Below are 14,175 nucleotides of genomic sequence, written 5' to 3'. Positions count from 1 at the left end.
CGCTATTGGACCCCCGCTGATTCGAGATAGCCCATCAGACCGGCGTTATTGGCATCGACCACACCGGCGCGGCTGCGCAATGCCTGCGCCGGGATCTGCCAGTTTTCGGCGAGATGCGTTTCGAGAGTTTGGGTCAGCTCGCCCAGGCCGCACAGGTCAATGCGGGCGGGCTTCAGCTTGCGTTCATCTTCGAGAAAGGCAAGCGTCGGGTCGAGCACGTTGAGGATCTCGTCGAGCGAGCCATCCTGAAGCTCGAGGCAGCGGAACAGCTTGAGCTCTGTGCCTTCGAGATGGGTGAGGGTGAGCGTCAGCCCGCTCAACCGCAGCGTGATCGTATTGGGCTGGGCGAGGTTGGCCGCACTCAAACCGGCAATGGTGATGTAGCCCGGATGGAAGCCGGCGGCGCGGAATACAGCCTCATAAGGAGCAAGGGTTTCGACGGCCATCGCCGCCACCGTCAGGTCGACTTTGTTGCCGCCGCGCGGGATGGTCTGGTAGCGCAGCACGGCGGTTTCGATATCAAAGGGCAGCGTGCGCTTCAGGCGAAAGCGGATGAGGCTCAACTGCTCCTCCACCTTGCGCGGAAACATGTCGAAGTCCATCAGTGTGATGCGCGCCGCGTTGTCGGGCAGAATGACGGCGGCGGCCCGCTTCTTGCTGCCCGTGGGGGGAGCGACGCGCGCCAGCAGATGGGCGATGTCGTCGACGCTCGGCGCGGGCATGGCTTCAAAGCGTGTACTGCCGTTCTGCCAGTGGGCAAGGCCCGCCGGGCCAATCTCAAAGGCATAGGCCGGCGGCGGGTCTTCGATGAGGTTGCGGATTTTCTCGACGAGGCTCATTCGACGAAGGTCACCTTGTTGATTTCTTTCAGAGTTGTGATGCCCTCGCGCATGCGATCGAGCGCACTTTCGCGAAGCGTAGTCATGCCCTGGGCGCGGGCGGCAATGCGGATGTGCGAAGTAGGCTTGCGCTCGAGAATCAGCTCGCGGATCTCTTCGGTCAGGTCGAGCAATTCATGAATCGCGGTACGGCCCCGGAAGCCGGTGCCCCCGCACTCAAAGCAGCCTTTGCCTTCGTAATAAATGACATCGCGCCACTTGGCCAGTTCAAGACCGCTGTCAAGCAGTTCCTGATTGGAGACCTCAACCGGCACCTTGCAATGCGGGCAGATTTGCCGCACCAGGCGCTGGGCAAGGATGCAGTTCAAGGCGCTGACAAAGTTGTAGGCCTCGACACCCATATTGAGGAAGCGGCCCAGCACGTCAAACACGTTGTTTGCGTGGACGGTGGTGAACACGAGATGGCCGGTGAGCGCCGCGTTGATGGCGATGATCGCGGTTTCCTGGTCACGGATTTCGCCAACCAGGATCTTGTCCGGATCATGGCGCAGAATGCTGCGCAATCCGCGGGCAAAGGTCAAACCCTTCTTCTCATTCACCGGAATCTGGGTGATGCCCTTCAACTGGTATTCGACCGGATCTTCGATGGTGATGATCTTGTCTTCGTCGTTCTGGATCTCGCTGAGGGCGGCGTACAGCGTGGTCGTCTTGCCCGATCCGGTGGGTCCGGTCACCAGCACCATGCCGTAAGGCTCTTTGATGTAGCGGCGGAACTTGGTGACATCGTGATGGGAGAAGCCCACCACCTCAAGGGTGAGGCGGGTGAACTTTTCGCTCATGCTCTCTTTGTCCAGCACGCGCAGCACGCTGTCTTCGCCGTGCACCGTGGGCATGATCGAGACGCGGAAATCGATGAGGCGGCCCTTGTAGCGCACGCGGAAACGGCCATCCTGCGGCACGCGCCGCTCAGCAATATCCAGTTCGCTCATCACCTTAATACGCGAGATGATCGCCGAGTGCCAATCCTTGCCGATCGGCGGCATGGCGTATTGCAGCACGCCGTCAATGCGGTACTTGATCGCTACTTCCTGGTCGCGCGTTTCGATGTGGATGTCGCTTGCCCGGCGCTCGAGCGCATTGAAGATCGTCGTATCCACCAGACGGATGACCGGCGCGGTGTCGCTATCGGCGCTGAGCTTGTCGATCGAGAGATTCTCTTCGGCATTGTCATCGTCGCCCACCACATCGAGCGTGAAGCCTTCGGTCACTTCTTCGAGGACGCGTTGGCTTTGTTCTGTTTTTTTCAGACGATCGGAAATCTGACTGAGCGTGGCGACCTTGATCTTCAGCTTCTTACCCAGCAAGGAGGCCAGCTCGTCGATCATCTGCAGATTGCGCGGGTCGGCAATCGCGATCTCGAGGGTGCCGCTATCCTCATGCAAGGGCACGAAGTTGTAGCGGAACATCAGGTCCACCTGCACGGTGCGGAACAGATCGTGATCGATGTCGGCGTTGCGGAGATCGACAAATTCGGCGCGGTAGCGCAGCGCCAAGCGCCGGGCGTCAATCTCCTCTTGTTCCGTATTTTTTAGTGCGACGCGTTCGGTTGCCATCTACTTTGCACCCTGGTAATTTCTTAAAACCTTCTCGACATAATTCTGCGTTTCGCGATAAGGCGGCACGCCGCCGTACTTGGCCACCGCGCCGGCCCCGGCATTGTAGGCGGCCAGCGCTTTGCGCACCTGATCGGGGTCGTTTTGATACTGCACCAGCAGGTCGCGCAGCAGTTTGGTACCGCCTTCGATATTCTGGCGGACGTCATTCGGGTCGACGCCAAGATCTCTCGCGGTGCCAGGCATCAATTGCATGACGCCGATGGCGCCCTTATTGCTGACTGCATTCGGCTGAAAAGCGCTCTCGGCGCGGGCGACGCTGGCGACAAATTTCTCGGGCAGCCCATGCTTGGCTGCCATTTCAGCAATCACCAGCTTGGGGTCGGTGGGCGGCGGAACTGCTGGGGCCGCAATCGTTTCCACCGGCTGGGGCGGAGCGGCCACTACTGGTTTGGGCGCGTCGGCTTCTTCGAGATATTCCGCGACATCGCTGGCCGGAATCGTCAGGACGCCGCCGTCGCGATGCAGCAGCACCTGGTCGCCAGAGCGCTCCCAGCGTTCCACCTGGAATTGGAAGCCGCTCTGCAGAACCACAAACTTGGCACTCCAAAGCGGCAAAGAAAAGGCGAAAATGAGAGCGCGCAAAATCATTGCTCAACAGCAATGACGCTGCTTGTCCCCGTTTCGTTGACTGTCACTTTTCTTTCTCCGGTCCGCGCCGAGGTTTTGGCAGTTCCTCACCCAGCTCCATCAGCATCTCCGGGTTTCCGGTTTCGGTCGAGTGCCGCGATCCAGTGAGGAATATCTTGGCAGTATCAGCCTGGTCCTGTTTTTGCTGGCTGGGCAGTAACGATGACGCCAACAGCGGAGCAAAAATCGGACTTTTCATGATTTCGTTACTATAGCTCTTTACCCCTCTTCTCTCTCTATGACCACTGTTTCCCACCTCGAGTGCTCCGGCACCGGCAAGACTTATCCCGCAAACGAGGTGAGGAATCTGTCGCCAGACGGCTGGCCGCTTCTGGTTCGCTATGATCTTGAGAAGGCGCGCGACGGATGGAATCGCGATTGGATCAGTTCCGGGCCCACCAACATGTGGCGCTACGCTCCTGTCCTGCCGGTGTCCAAGCCACCCAGCATTGTGACGCTTGGCGAGGGCATGACGCCGTTGGTGCGCTCGCCCCGGCTCGGCGCGGCCTTGGGTGCGAAAGACCTCTGGATCAAGGACGAAGGGCTCAACCCGACGGCCAGCTTCAAGGCGCGCGGGCTGTCCTGCGCCATTTCGATGTGTAAGGAGTTGGGCATCCAGAAGATCGCGATTCCCTCAGCCGGCAACGCCGCAAGCGCCTCTGCTGCCTATGCCGCCGCTGCTGGCATCGAGTGCCATATCTTCATGCCGCAGGATGTACCGCATTCGAATTACATCGAGTGCAAGGCCTTCGGCGCCGAGGTGACGCTGGTCGATGGGCTCATCAGCGATTGCGCGCGCATTGTTGGGGAGCGCAAGGACGCCGAGGGCTGGTTTGAAGTCTCGACGCTGAAAGAGCCGTATCGCATCGAAGGCAAGAAGACGATGGGCTACGAGTTAGCGGAACAACTCCAATGGCGGCTGCCCGACGTGATTCTGTATCCGACTGGCGGCGGTGTTGGTCTGATCGGCATGTGGAAGGCTTTTGAGGAGATGGAGGCGCTGGGCTGGATTCTGCCCGGGCAACGGCCAAAGATGATCGCGGTGCAGGCAGAAGGCTGCCAGCCAGTGGTGAAGGCCTTTGCAGAGGGCGCCGAGCGCAGCGTGTTCTTTGAAAACGCGCATACGGTATCGAGTGGCCTGCGGGTGCCGAAGCCGCTGGGCGACTTTCTGATTCTGCGGGCGATCCGCGAGTCTGGCGGTACGGCGATTGCGATCTCCGATGACGACGCCTTGTCCGCCGGGGCGGAACTGGCGCGGCTCGAAGGCATGTTTGTCGCCCCCGAAGGTGCGGCCTGCGTTGCCGCAGTCAGAAAGCTATTGGTCAGCGGTTTTCTCGATCCGTCAGAGAAGATCGTCATCTATAACACAGGCGCCGGGCTGAAATACCTCGAAGCCTACTCAACGCTGTTTCCACGCTAAAGGACACTATGACTCGACGTGCTCTCGCGCAGTTGCTTCCCGCACTAGCGACCCTGTGTGCTGCCGAGATTGCACCGGACAAAGAGCAGCTGAGACAGACGCTGGCCTTGCTGGGGCTGGACTTCAAAGACGAGCACCTCGAGATGATGTTGCCAAACATCACGCGTTCGCTCGATACTTATGCCCGCTTGCGTGGGCTCCGTATCCCGCCCGATACCGAGCCTGCCTTCACTTTTTCTCCCATGCTGGCGGGGATGAGTCTTCCTGCGGGCAAGCGCGAATTTAAGCCTACAAAGCTGTCGAAGTTGCCCGCCTGGAAGCAGGTGGAGGATTTAGCCTTCTGGCCGGTGACCCATCTGGGGGAACTGATTCGCAGGAAAAAAATCAGCTCCCTGCAACTGACCCAGATGTATCTGGAGCGCTTGAAGACGCACTCGCCAGCCTTGCTGTGCACGATCAGCCTGACGGAAGAGCTGGCGCTCGAACAAGCGCGGCAAGCCGATGCTGACCTGCGGCGCGGCAAGTATCACGGGCCGCTCCATGGCCTGCCCTATGGGGCAAAGGATCTGTTTGCGGTTCCAGGCTACCCGACCACCTGGGGTGCGGAACCCTTTCGCGATCAGGTGATAGAGACGAATGCGACGGTGATCAGCCGCTTGCAAGCGGCCGGCGCGGTGCTGTGTGCGAAGTTGTCGATGGGGGCCTTGGCGCAAGGGGGCTTGTGGTTCGGTGGGATGACCAAGACGCCGTGGAATCTGGAGCAGTCGTCTTCCGGCTCCTCGGCTGGTTCTGCTGCCGCTACGGCTGCGGGGCTGGTGGCCTTTGCCTTAGGGACAGAGACGCTCGGCTCGATTGTGAGTCCGGCGACGCGCTGCGGAGTCACCGGCTTGCGTCCGACCTTTGGACGAGTGCCGCGGACCGGCGCGATGGCCTTGTCCTGGACCATGGACAAGATCGGGCCAATCTGCAGGACGGTAGAGGACTGCATGCTGGTGCTGCGGGTGATCGATGGCCCGGATGGGCAAGACATGGCGGCGCGTTATCCGGTGCCGGTGAAATGGGACGCCAAGGCGGCGGTGAAGAAGCTGAAGATTGGCGTGCTGCGCGACAGCTTTACTGACATCACGGACGAGACGCGCCGCAAGCATTACCACGATGCGCTGCGAGTTCTAGCGCAGACAGGCGTGGAACTGGTGGAGACGAAACTGCCTGTGTTCCCCTCGAATGCCTTGTTGTTGATGCTCAGCGCGGAAGCAGCCGCGGCCTTCGACGATCTGACGCGGAATGGCGGCGTCGAGAAGCTGAATGGGCAAAAGCCGGGAGACTGGCCCAACTCCTTCCGGACCAGCCGCTTGATTCCGGCCGTCGAGTTCATTCGTGCCGCCAGGGCGCGCACCTTGCTGATGCGCAGCTTCCATCAGTATCTGGCCGGCTTTGACGCGCTGGTCTCCGCAACCAGCTCGCAGTCGCTTGTGGTGACCAACCTGACGGGACACCCGCAAATGGTGGTTCCCTGCGGCTTCCCAAACAGGGAAGCGCTGGGACTTCTATTCACTGGACACCTGTTTGAGGAAGGCAAGCTGTCCCGGATTGCAAAAGCCTACCAGGACCTGACGGACTGGCACTTAAGGCGGCCTCCGGGCTTTGCCGTTTAGCAATCAATCGAGCGCATCAGCTTCGCCACCAGTGCGGTCCAGCCGGTCTGGTGGCTGGCGCCGAGCCCTTCTCCTGTGTCTCCATCGAAGTACTCATAGAAAAGGATGTGGTTGCGGAAGTGTGGGTCGTTTGAGTACTTCGGGTTCTGATGCATCGCGGGCCGCACTCCGTCCGGCTTCGCAAGAAACAACTTACTCAAGCGCCGTGACAATTCCTGTGCCACCTTGTCGAGCGTCACCGGATTGCCGGAACCGGCCGGACATTCCACCTTCATCGCATCGCCATGATAATGATGAAACTTCTGCAGACTCTCGATGAGCAGATAGTTCACTGGAAACCACACCGGCCCGCGCCAGTTCGAGTTTCCTCCAAAGAGACTGGTTTGCGATTCGCGCGGCTCATAATCGACGCGATATTCCATACCTCCGACATGCAGCAGATAGGGATTCTCTTTGTGGAATTTCGAGAGTCCGCGAATGCCGTAGTCCGACAGGAACTCAGTGGAATCAAGCATGCGGCGCAGCACGGCGCGGAGACGGTCGCGGCCCACCAGGGCGAGCAGGCGGCGGTCCGCAACACCTTCACGGGTGAGCGAGGCGAGATTGCCCGCCAGGTCCGGCCGGTTCTCAATAAACCACTTCATGCGACGGCTGAAGCCGGGCAGCGTATTGATTGTTTCGGCGTCCAGCGTATCCACCGCAAACAGTGGGATCAGTCCGACCAGCGAGCGCACCCGCATCGGATACTCATTGCCGTCGGGCAGCTTCAGATGGTCATAGTAGAACTGATCTTTTTCATCCCAAAGGCCCGAGCGGCCACTGCCGTTCATCGCCGCGGCAATATAGAGAAAATGCTCGAAGAACTTACTGGCAATGTCTTCATACACCGGATTCGACTTTGCCAGCTCAATGGCAATCTTCAACATGTTCAGGCAGTACATCGCCATCCACGAGGTGCCGTCCGATTGCTCAATGCGGCCGCCGGTGGGCAAGGGTTTTGAGCGATCAAAGACGCCGATATTATCGAGACCGAGAAAGCCGCCCTCAAAGATGTTCGCCCCCGATGCGTCTTTGCGATTCACCCACCAGGTGAAGTTCATCAACAGCTTATGGAAGACCGATTCGAGAAAGGCTGTATCCGGTTTGCCATTCAGCTTCGCGTCAATCTTATACACGCGCCAGCAGGCCCAGGCATGGACCGGCGGATTGACATCCGAAAACGCCCATTCATAGGCCGGAATCTGGCCATTGGGGTGCATGTACCACTCGCGCAGAAAGAGCCCTAACTGCCGCTTGGCAAAGTCCGGATCGAGCAGCGCAAAGGGGATCATGTGGAAGGCGGTATCCCAGGCCGCATACCACGGGTATTCCCACTTGTCGGGCATCGAGATGATGTCTTCGTTGAACAGATGCTTCCAGCCCGAATTGCGTCCTTCGCAGCGGCCCGCGGGTGGAGGGGGCTGGCCGGGGTCGCCCTTCAGCCAGACATTGATGTCGAGATTGAAGTACTGCTTCGACCAGATGAGGCCGGCAGAAGCCTGGCGCTGGATGCGCTTGGCATCGGGGGTGTTTTGCGTGCCGCCGCGCGACAGCACGTCGTCGTAATATTCATCGGCTTCGGCGATGCGGCGGCGAAACACTTCATCAAAGGCCAGAGCTTCGGAGCTGTCGAGATCCTGCTCGCGCAATCGCATATGAAAGCAGCGGCTGCCGCCTGCAGGAATCTCCATCTGATACAGCGCCGCGGCCTTGGTGCCCGTGCGATTCGAGTTGATGGCGTCCTTTTTGCCGCGAATCAGATACTCGCCAAAGCCGTCCTTGAAGAAGGCTCCATTCGGCTGAAAGCCGTAAAGCTCCACCCCATCGGTTTCGTTCTCGGTAAAGAGGAACTCCTTGGCCCCTTCGGCATGGAATTCATAATTGCCCAGGCTGGGGTGATGCGCGAGGATGCGTCCGTTGCTGCTGGAGAGGCTAGGTTTCGAATCCCTCCCGAAGGACCACAGATTGCGGAAGTACAACTGGCCTAACAGGTGCAACGGCGCTGCTTCCGGACCGCGATTGTGCACCGTGATGCGGATCAGGATGTCATTGACCGAGGCCTTGGCGTATTCGATGTCGATATCGAAATAGCGGTTCTCATCAAAGATGCCGGTATCGATCAGTTCAAACTCAGGTTCAGAGCGGGGCAGGCGGCCCTTTTCCCGCAACAGCTCATAGGGAAACTCCGCCTGCGGGTACTTGTACAGACCGCGCAGATAGGAGGCGGTGGGGGTGGCGTCGAGGTAGTAATAAAGCTCCTTGACGTCTTCCCCATGATTGCCAAGAGGCCCAGCCAAGCCATAGAGGCGTTCTTTCAGAATCGGATCGCGGCCATTCCACAGCGCAATTGAGAAGCAAAGCCGGCAGTGGTTGTCGCAGATGCCCAGCAGACCGTCTTCGCCCCAGCGGTAGGCCCGCTTGTGGGCCACCTCGAACGGAAAATAATCCCAGGCTTCTCCGTAGGCCGAATAGTCCTCCCGGACGGTGCCCCATTGCCGCTCACTGAGATAAGCACCCCAGCGGCGCCAGTGTTGGGTCCGGTCGCGTTCTTCGGCGAGGCGTCGCCACTCAACAGGTGTAGCCATTATTGCTCCATCAAGGGTTTGTAAGCGATCACATAACGTGTCGGCAGGCAATATAGAAACTTCATCGGAGAGCGACGAATATTCTTCAGTCCTTGTTTCTCAAACAAAACTTTGTACTCCCGAGTGTGGAGGATATCGAGGATCGCAATCTCACCGCCTGGCTTCAAAAGCTTGATGAGATTGGCAATCGCTTGGTTTCTGTCGTTGCGGGATGCGATCGCATGCAGGCAGAGGCTGGAGACGATCTTGTCGAAGCTGTGGGAACGGAAACCCAACGCGCGCACATCCCCATCCTCAAACTGGATTCGTTCAGAAACCTGTTCGAGCCGTGCATTCTCGACCGCGGCTTCCTTGGAGTTTTCGCTGAGTTCCTCCTGGCTCCAGATGTCGACTCCGGTGACGTCGCCGAGTGGCACCTTGCGTGCCGCGAGGATGGTGAGCAGCCCCCTGCCGCACCCAACGTCGAGCACTTTTTCTTTCCCGATCCACTTCATCTCTTCGAGCATCCGCCAGGCGAGTCCGAATTTGCCACTCTTACTCGACCAGAGCATCACGCCCGCTAACACGTAGATCAAAATGCCCACCCAAAGGCAGAACGAAAGAATCAGCTCCGGCCAGATCTCGACGCTGCTGCGGAGAGCCAGAAACTGGGAGAGTCCTGTGGCGATCAGGATGGTGGCCACCATCGCGAAGGCGCGCACCCGTTCGGGCTTATCAATCCCGTAGTCGACTGTTTTCATCCGTATTGATCCTAGTTTTGCAGAGTCTTTCGAGGCGAGATCGGCAGTCTGCACGGTCCAGGATAGAGGGAGCAAAAAAGATCACAAACATTGCTCGGTCGGAAATGTTTGTGCTAGAATACCAAGTGTTGAGGCGCGGAAAATTTTGATTTCCACAAGCTCCCAACCCCCCCTAAACGGGACCCCAACCGTTTAGGGTCCGCACCCAAACAAAGACCCCCATGCGCGAGCATGGGGGCTTTGTTCTTCAGACGGTGCAATTTTTACGGAACCACAAGAATTTCCACCCAAAGGCCTCGCTGGCTGTAGCCGAGATAGGGCTTCAGTTGCGGCAGATCCGGAATGTCGCGGGGTGTCATCTCGAGCGGTGTCCCGAAATAGCGGCGCAAGGCAGCGCGCAGCGCAGGCCATTGTGTCAGGCCGAAGTCAGGGTCCCAGGAGCGTGAATAGAGAATCAGGACATCGCCACGCTTCCAATCGAGAGCCTTCAGGCGATCGAGCGAGAAATCCTCCACACTGCGGACATTGGGAATCGGTTTCTCCACATAGCCGAGATAGGGTTTGCGAAGCGCATCGGTCATGGGCCAGGCCGTGGTGATCCGGTGGTCGCGAAAGCGTACTTCGGCAAAGCCGCTCGCATTGCGTTCAATCTCCACCAGATCCACCATCGCGAGATTGTTCTCGAGCGCATAGGGCCAGGGTGGATTCAGGAAAATCATCGAGAAGAGGCCGAGACAGGTGAAGCCTAAGGCAAGGTAGCGAGGCTTCGGCCGCAGAGTGGAGAGTCCAGCCGCAAAGGCTGTATAGAGTACCGGGAGGACGGGCAGCAGATAACGCTCGAGGACGGCGCCCCCGCTTACCGACACGACCAAGGTATGAACTGTGACGGCTGCCACAATCGGCCGCCAGACGGGGGCAAAGCCGATTTGCCGCCAGCGGAAAAGCAGGACCATGGCTGGAATGAGGTGCCAGTTCTCAATGGCTAAGTAGCTGAAGCGGCGGAACAGCGCATAGGCCAGCCGCACCGGATGGAGCGGGTAGGACAGATTGTATTTGGCATAAGCGGGGTCGCCGAACAGATAACCCGTCTTGAAGGCCATGAACCCGAACCAATTGGCCAACAGCAGGGCAGGGAGCCCAGCGAGAGCCAGCGCAAAGCGGGTGCGCCCTTCGCGCCAGGCAAAGAAGGCGAGGGTCAGCGGAATGCCGATTGAGGTTTCCTTAAAGGCAACGCTGAGCAGCGCGGCCACAACGGCTAGTCTCTCCCGTTTCTGCACATAGGCAAGCAGCAGAAGGGTCGAAAAGACTGCAGTCGGCAGATCCAGTTGCGCCATCATCGATTGGGTGTAAAGCAGCGGGTTGCACAGCATCATCGCCCCGGCCAGAAAAGCAGGCGCACCGTGGGATCCCTTGAGTAGCTCGACACTCAGCAGAAAGGAAATCGTAAAGAAGGCTGCGGCGATCAGGAGCAGGAACGCTCGCGTGCCCTCGATCGAATCGCCAAAGAGCGTCCAAAACCCGGCAAGCAAAATGGGCAGCCCGGGAGGATGCGAGTTTGGAGAAGTCGACTGGGGGACGAGCAGGCCGTGCTTCCAGAGGTCGTGTGTTTGGGGAATAAACTGTCCCGCCTCATCCCAGAAATAGGGGAGCTCGAGCAAGCGGAAATGGGTGATGAAAAGGACGAACGCGAAGAACGAAAAAACGATGAGGAGAGATTTGGCGCGGGATCGAGCCAAGGGAGTTGAGCCTATTGAACGGGGCCGGAGCCGCCACCGAGAGGCTCCAGGCGGATTTCGCCGAAAGTGCCTTCGTATTGAGCAATGTTCTGATTCAACAGGTTAGCGAGCGCCTTCGCCTGTTGCGGGCTCAAATAGACACCCTGGAAATTGCTGATATTGACGGTATCCGGTTGCGTTTGCGAGATGGTGCCAAACATCAGGAAGAAGTCCCAAAGGTTCACTCTCACTTGTACCGAATTCGAGTAACTCTCGCGGTAAGCGTCTGCGTTCTCGATGTTCAGTTTCGGAGCTTGAGGGGGAACCATGAAATGGGAAGAAAAAGATGAATGGCGGGGACGGCGGGGCTCGAACCCGTGACCTCCGACGTGACAGGCCGGCGCTCTAACCAACTGAGCTACGTCCCCGCAAACTGCCGGAACTTTTAATGTAGCACGCTGAACCACTTAGCGCAATGAAACTTCTCGTTCTGCGAGAAGTTTCTCGACGGTTTTGGTGAACTCACGTTTTGCTTCTTCATCGAGCCGTTCAGATCGGGGAAGGCGAAGCGAAAAGGTTTGGACGCATTCTTGACGGTGGTGAAGTGGGCCGGGTCCGCTAGCTCGCTGAGTCCCTGGGCTCGGGCCAACTCCGGACGGCGTGCGATGTAGTCTGTCCCATTTAGCTTTAAGGCGAGGCTACCGTCCTACTGTGTCGCCACTTCGAGGAGACCAGGACGTGCTCCGGAGAAGTGACTCAAGAGAAAGCTGCTGTTCTGGTAGCGGCCACTCCAACTGGAAGACGGAACCGTCAAGGCTGCCCTTGGTTGAGGAGCACTTCTCCTTCCCATTTACACCATTTGTATATCGAAGTGATATAGATTAGAGGCGTCGAGTCCACTGCAGTAAAATAAAACAGTTCGGTTCCTATGCGGTCACTCTCTAAACGAACCCAGTATTCACTCCGGGCGCTTTATGCCTTAGCGCGCCGAGGCGTGGGCAAGCCGGCTCTGATTGGAGATCTGTCCCGGGACGAAGAAATCCCGAAGAAATTCCTCGAACAGATCCTGTTGAGTCTGAAGCAAAAGGGTTTGGTGGACAGCCGGAGAGGGCGCTACGGCGGCTATGTGTTGGCCGTACAGCCCGAGAAGATTTCCGTGGGTTCCATTATCCGCATGATCGATGGGCCGCTCGCGCCATTGCCCTGCGCGAGTGAACACAGCTTCCGCAAGTGTGATGAGTGTCCGGACATCCGTTTCTGCGGCACGCGCATTGTGATGCGCCAGGTGCGGGATGCTACTGCCGATATTCTGGACCGCACCACGCTCGCCGATGTTTGCCGGAAAGTGGATGCGGCCAAGGTGGAAGCCGAAGAGGGCGAAGGCCTGATGTACTACATCTAGCGTTCCCGAAGCAATTGGAAGTCCCCTGCTCGTGGTCCAGGCCCGAGCACCCAACCCTCCGCAATCGTCATGCTCCAGCCATCGCCTTTGAGTGTCTTTCCCTCGATCACGGGCGGGGCCGGAACGCTGAGCTTGTTGCTATCCGGGGATACGAGAACCGCTGAGGCCTCGAGCGTACCCCAGGCCGCCGCGATCCGAAACGACGGATAAATCGTGCCTTCGCCGGGGATGGGAGTCATCCCGATGGAAGAGAAGGAAAAGTTGCGTCCGGGAGGCAGGATCAAGACCGGCTCGTCGACAAAACGGCGGCGCAATGCCGCAACATAGGCCTTTTGCTCCACCTCGCGCCTTGCTTCCCAGTTCCGGATCTCCAGCCCGCCGTAGGACTCGGCGGCAGCTTCCACATCCTTTTGAGGCCGGATGTGCGCAGACGCTTCGAGCAACTTTCCCAGATCGTCGCCGGGTTGGATGCGGTGCGTCCAACCCGGCGCATATGCATCGAGCAGGATGCCGTAGGCGGCGCCTGTCGGATAGGCAAACTGGCGAACAAAGGTGGGCTCGGCGGGCGCCTTCGCGAGTTGCTGGATGGCATGGCGCGTCGCTTCTAGAGAGGAGGCGGCTGCCACCACTGTGGCTGTGTACTCTGCAAGACCCTCGTTGATCTCCAATGTCCGCTCGCTCTCGGCTGCGCCGGAGAAGCGACTCCTGCGCGCGGCACGGAAGCCCAACGCTGCTCGAAGCGCGGCCAACCGTGTCCCACCGGACGAGTCAAGGGCCCGGCTCAGCGCCTTCCACTCCAGTTGCATCCAATAGCGGCCATCGGCCGTGTCCAGATGATCGTTGGGCAAGTCCGGAATGAAGAGACCCAGTTGCGGCTGAATTCTGTGGAACAGTTCGTGGATCATCACCTGCCCCTGTCCGCCTTGCAGGGCTGTCAGGAACGGCCACGAAATGGTGGTCCAGCGGACGCCGCCCCAGTCGATTGCCGTATTGGCGAATCCGAGAACCCTCGGCCGTGGGCCTTCCGGAGCCGGCTGGTTGGTCGCGATTGTCTTGGTGGCCGGGTCGGCGAACACGATTGGACCGCACAAGGAGGTCTTCCACAGCTTGCCGCCCTCATGCTCGCACAGTGTCTTCGCTTCGTTGAAAAACTCCGTCGCACGCTGCGGATCGATTTGGGCGAGGCCCGCCAGGGGCAATAAAAACAGCGGGAGGATTCCTCGATTCATGAGAGCAGTTCCTCCAACTCGGCGGTGTCCGGGTCTTCGCAAGCGCTGGGAACCCACTCGAGGAGATCGCCGGGCTGGCAGTCCAGTTCGCGGCAGAGGGCGTCCAGAGTGGAGAAGCGGATGGCCCGCGCCTTATTCGTCTTCAATACCGACAGGTTCGCTAAGGTGATCCCCACGCGCTCGGCTAAGTCGGTGAGGGTCATGCCGCGCTGGAGCAGCAGGCGGTCCAGACTGATCCGAATGGCCAT

General features: G+C 59.0%; 13 protein-coding genes and 1 tRNA gene. 3 read left to right on the top strand and 11 right to left on the bottom strand.

All coding sequences use genetic code 11. The features are described from left to right. Positions 1–2: 2 nt before the first annotated feature. The 4 genes from M017_RS0102775 to M017_RS0102760 are packed head-to-tail and all read right to left on the bottom strand — an operon-like array spanning position 3 to position 3,341. A complete protein-coding gene (locus M017_RS0102775) occupies positions 3–839 on the bottom strand; it encodes a type IV pilus biogenesis protein PilM (RefSeq protein ID WP_031495610.1) in 837 nt (278 codons plus the stop codon). Continuing rightward, positions 836–2,452, bottom strand: a complete 1,617-nt coding sequence (locus M017_RS0102770) for a GspE/PulE family protein (RefSeq protein WP_031495608.1) — start codon at positions 2,450–2,452, stop codon at positions 836–838. The genes M017_RS0102775 and M017_RS0102770 overlap by 4 nt, the downstream gene beginning before the upstream one ends. Then, positions 2,453–3,097 carry a lytic transglycosylase domain-containing protein gene (locus M017_RS29865; protein WP_202901604.1) on the bottom strand — a complete coding sequence of 215 codons (645 nt, stop codon included), beginning with the start codon at positions 3,095–3,097 and terminating at the stop codon, positions 2,453–2,455. Between the two features lie 49 nt (positions 3,098–3,146). Then, positions 3,147–3,341 carry a hypothetical protein gene (locus tag M017_RS0102760; protein ID WP_031495605.1) on the bottom strand — a complete coding sequence of 65 codons (195 nt, stop codon included), beginning with the start codon at positions 3,339–3,341 and terminating at the stop codon, positions 3,147–3,149. Positions 3,342–3,380: 39 nt separating this feature from the next. Here M017_RS0102760 and M017_RS0102755 point away from each other — a divergent pair, with 39 nt between their 5' ends. Together M017_RS0102755 and M017_RS0102750 are read left to right on the top strand one after the other, a co-directional pair. Next, entirely contained in the window at positions 3,381–4,562 is a 1,182-nt protein-coding gene (locus M017_RS0102755) for a threonine synthase (RefSeq protein WP_031495603.1), read from the top strand. 8 nt (positions 4,563–4,570) lie between these two features. Beyond that, entirely contained in the window at positions 4,571–6,217 is a 1,647-nt protein-coding gene (locus tag M017_RS0102750; RefSeq protein WP_051669448.1) for an amidase, read from the top strand. Here M017_RS0102750 and M017_RS0102745 read toward each other — a convergent pair. The 5 genes from M017_RS0102745 to M017_RS0102725 form a co-directional block, all read right to left on the bottom strand. Beyond that, on the bottom strand, positions 6,214–8,841 hold the full coding sequence (locus M017_RS0102745) for an MGH1-like glycoside hydrolase domain-containing protein (protein ID WP_035957624.1): 2,628 nt from the start codon (positions 8,839–8,841) through the stop codon (positions 6,214–6,216). The genes M017_RS0102750 and M017_RS0102745 overlap by 4 nt on opposite strands. Further along, complete coding sequence (locus tag M017_RS0102740) at positions 8,841–9,581, bottom strand: class I SAM-dependent methyltransferase (protein ID WP_051669447.1); 741 nt, start codon at positions 9,579–9,581, stop codon at positions 8,841–8,843. The genes M017_RS0102745 and M017_RS0102740 overlap by 1 nt, the downstream gene beginning before the upstream one ends. Positions 9,582–9,844: 263 nt before the next feature. After that, a complete protein-coding gene (locus M017_RS0102735; protein ID WP_031495596.1) occupies positions 9,845–11,317 on the bottom strand; it encodes an ArnT family glycosyltransferase in 1,473 nt (490 codons plus the stop codon). A gap of 11 nt (positions 11,318–11,328) precedes the next feature. Beyond that, on the bottom strand, positions 11,329–11,625 hold the full coding sequence (locus M017_RS0102730; protein WP_031495594.1) for a DUF3467 domain-containing protein: 297 nt from the start codon (positions 11,623–11,625) through the stop codon (positions 11,329–11,331). Positions 11,626–11,647: 22 nt separating this feature from the next. Next, positions 11,648–11,724 (bottom strand) — tRNA-Asp (locus M017_RS0102725). A 500-nt stretch (positions 11,725–12,224) separates the two neighbouring features. Here M017_RS0102725 and M017_RS0102720 point away from each other — a divergent pair. Further along, complete coding sequence (locus M017_RS0102720; RefSeq protein ID WP_031495592.1) at positions 12,225–12,698, top strand: RrF2 family transcriptional regulator; 474 nt, start codon at positions 12,225–12,227, stop codon at positions 12,696–12,698. On the opposite strand, the gene M017_RS0102715 is transcribed toward M017_RS0102720, so the two are convergent. Both M017_RS0102715 and M017_RS0102710 read right to left on the bottom strand, forming a co-directional pair. After that, positions 12,695–13,927 (bottom strand): hypothetical protein, encoded by a 1,233-nt coding sequence (locus tag M017_RS0102715; RefSeq protein WP_051669446.1) that lies wholly within the window; start codon positions 13,925–13,927, stop codon positions 12,695–12,697. The two genes, M017_RS0102720 and M017_RS0102715, sit on opposite strands and share 4 nt — an antisense overlap. Further along, a complete protein-coding gene (locus M017_RS0102710) occupies positions 13,924–14,175 on the bottom strand; it encodes a helix-turn-helix domain-containing protein (RefSeq protein WP_031495589.1) in 252 nt (83 codons plus the stop codon). The genes M017_RS0102715 and M017_RS0102710 overlap by 4 nt, the downstream gene beginning before the upstream one ends.

Source organism: Bryobacter aggregatus MPL3 (assembly GCF_000702445.1).
Classification (GTDB): Bacteria; Acidobacteriota; Terriglobia; order Bryobacterales; family Bryobacteraceae; genus Bryobacter; species Bryobacter aggregatus.
The sequence above is the reverse complement of the archived record's forward strand: the minus strand, read 5'-3'. Positions and strand labels throughout refer to the sequence as shown.

Coding starts and splice junctions, on each gene's coding strand:
- M017_RS0102755 (WP_031495603.1), top strand. CDS start 3,381: ATGACCACTGTTTCCCACCTCGAGTGCTCCGGCACCGGCAAGACTTAT.
- M017_RS0102740 (WP_051669447.1), bottom strand. CDS start 9,581: ATGAAAACAGTCGACTACGGGATTGATAAGCCCGAACGGGTGCGCGCC.
- M017_RS0102750 (WP_051669448.1), top strand. CDS start 4,571: ATGACTCGACGTGCTCTCGCGCAGTTGCTTCCCGCACTAGCGACCCTG.
- M017_RS0102760 (WP_031495605.1), bottom strand. CDS start 3,341: ATGAAAAGTCCGATTTTTGCTCCGCTGTTGGCGTCATCGTTACTGCCC.
- M017_RS0102710 (WP_031495589.1), bottom strand. CDS start 14,175: ATGGCCATTCGGATCAGTCTGGACCGCCTGCTGCTCCAGCGCGGCATG.
- M017_RS0102745 (WP_035957624.1), bottom strand. CDS start 8,841: ATGGCTACACCTGTTGAGTGGCGACGCCTCGCCGAAGAACGCGACCGG.
- M017_RS0102715 (WP_051669446.1), bottom strand. CDS start 13,927: ATGAATCGAGGAATCCTCCCGCTGTTTTTATTGCCCCTGGCGGGCCTC.
- M017_RS0102720 (WP_031495592.1), top strand. CDS start 12,225: ATGCGGTCACTCTCTAAACGAACCCAGTATTCACTCCGGGCGCTTTAT.
- M017_RS0102730 (WP_031495594.1), bottom strand. CDS start 11,625: ATGGTTCCCCCTCAAGCTCCGAAACTGAACATCGAGAACGCAGACGCT.
- M017_RS0102775 (WP_031495610.1), bottom strand. CDS start 839: ATGAGCCTCGTCGAGAAAATCCGCAACCTCATCGAAGACCCGCCGCCG.
- M017_RS0102770 (WP_031495608.1), bottom strand. CDS start 2,452: ATGGCAACCGAACGCGTCGCACTAAAAAATACGGAACAAGAGGAGATT.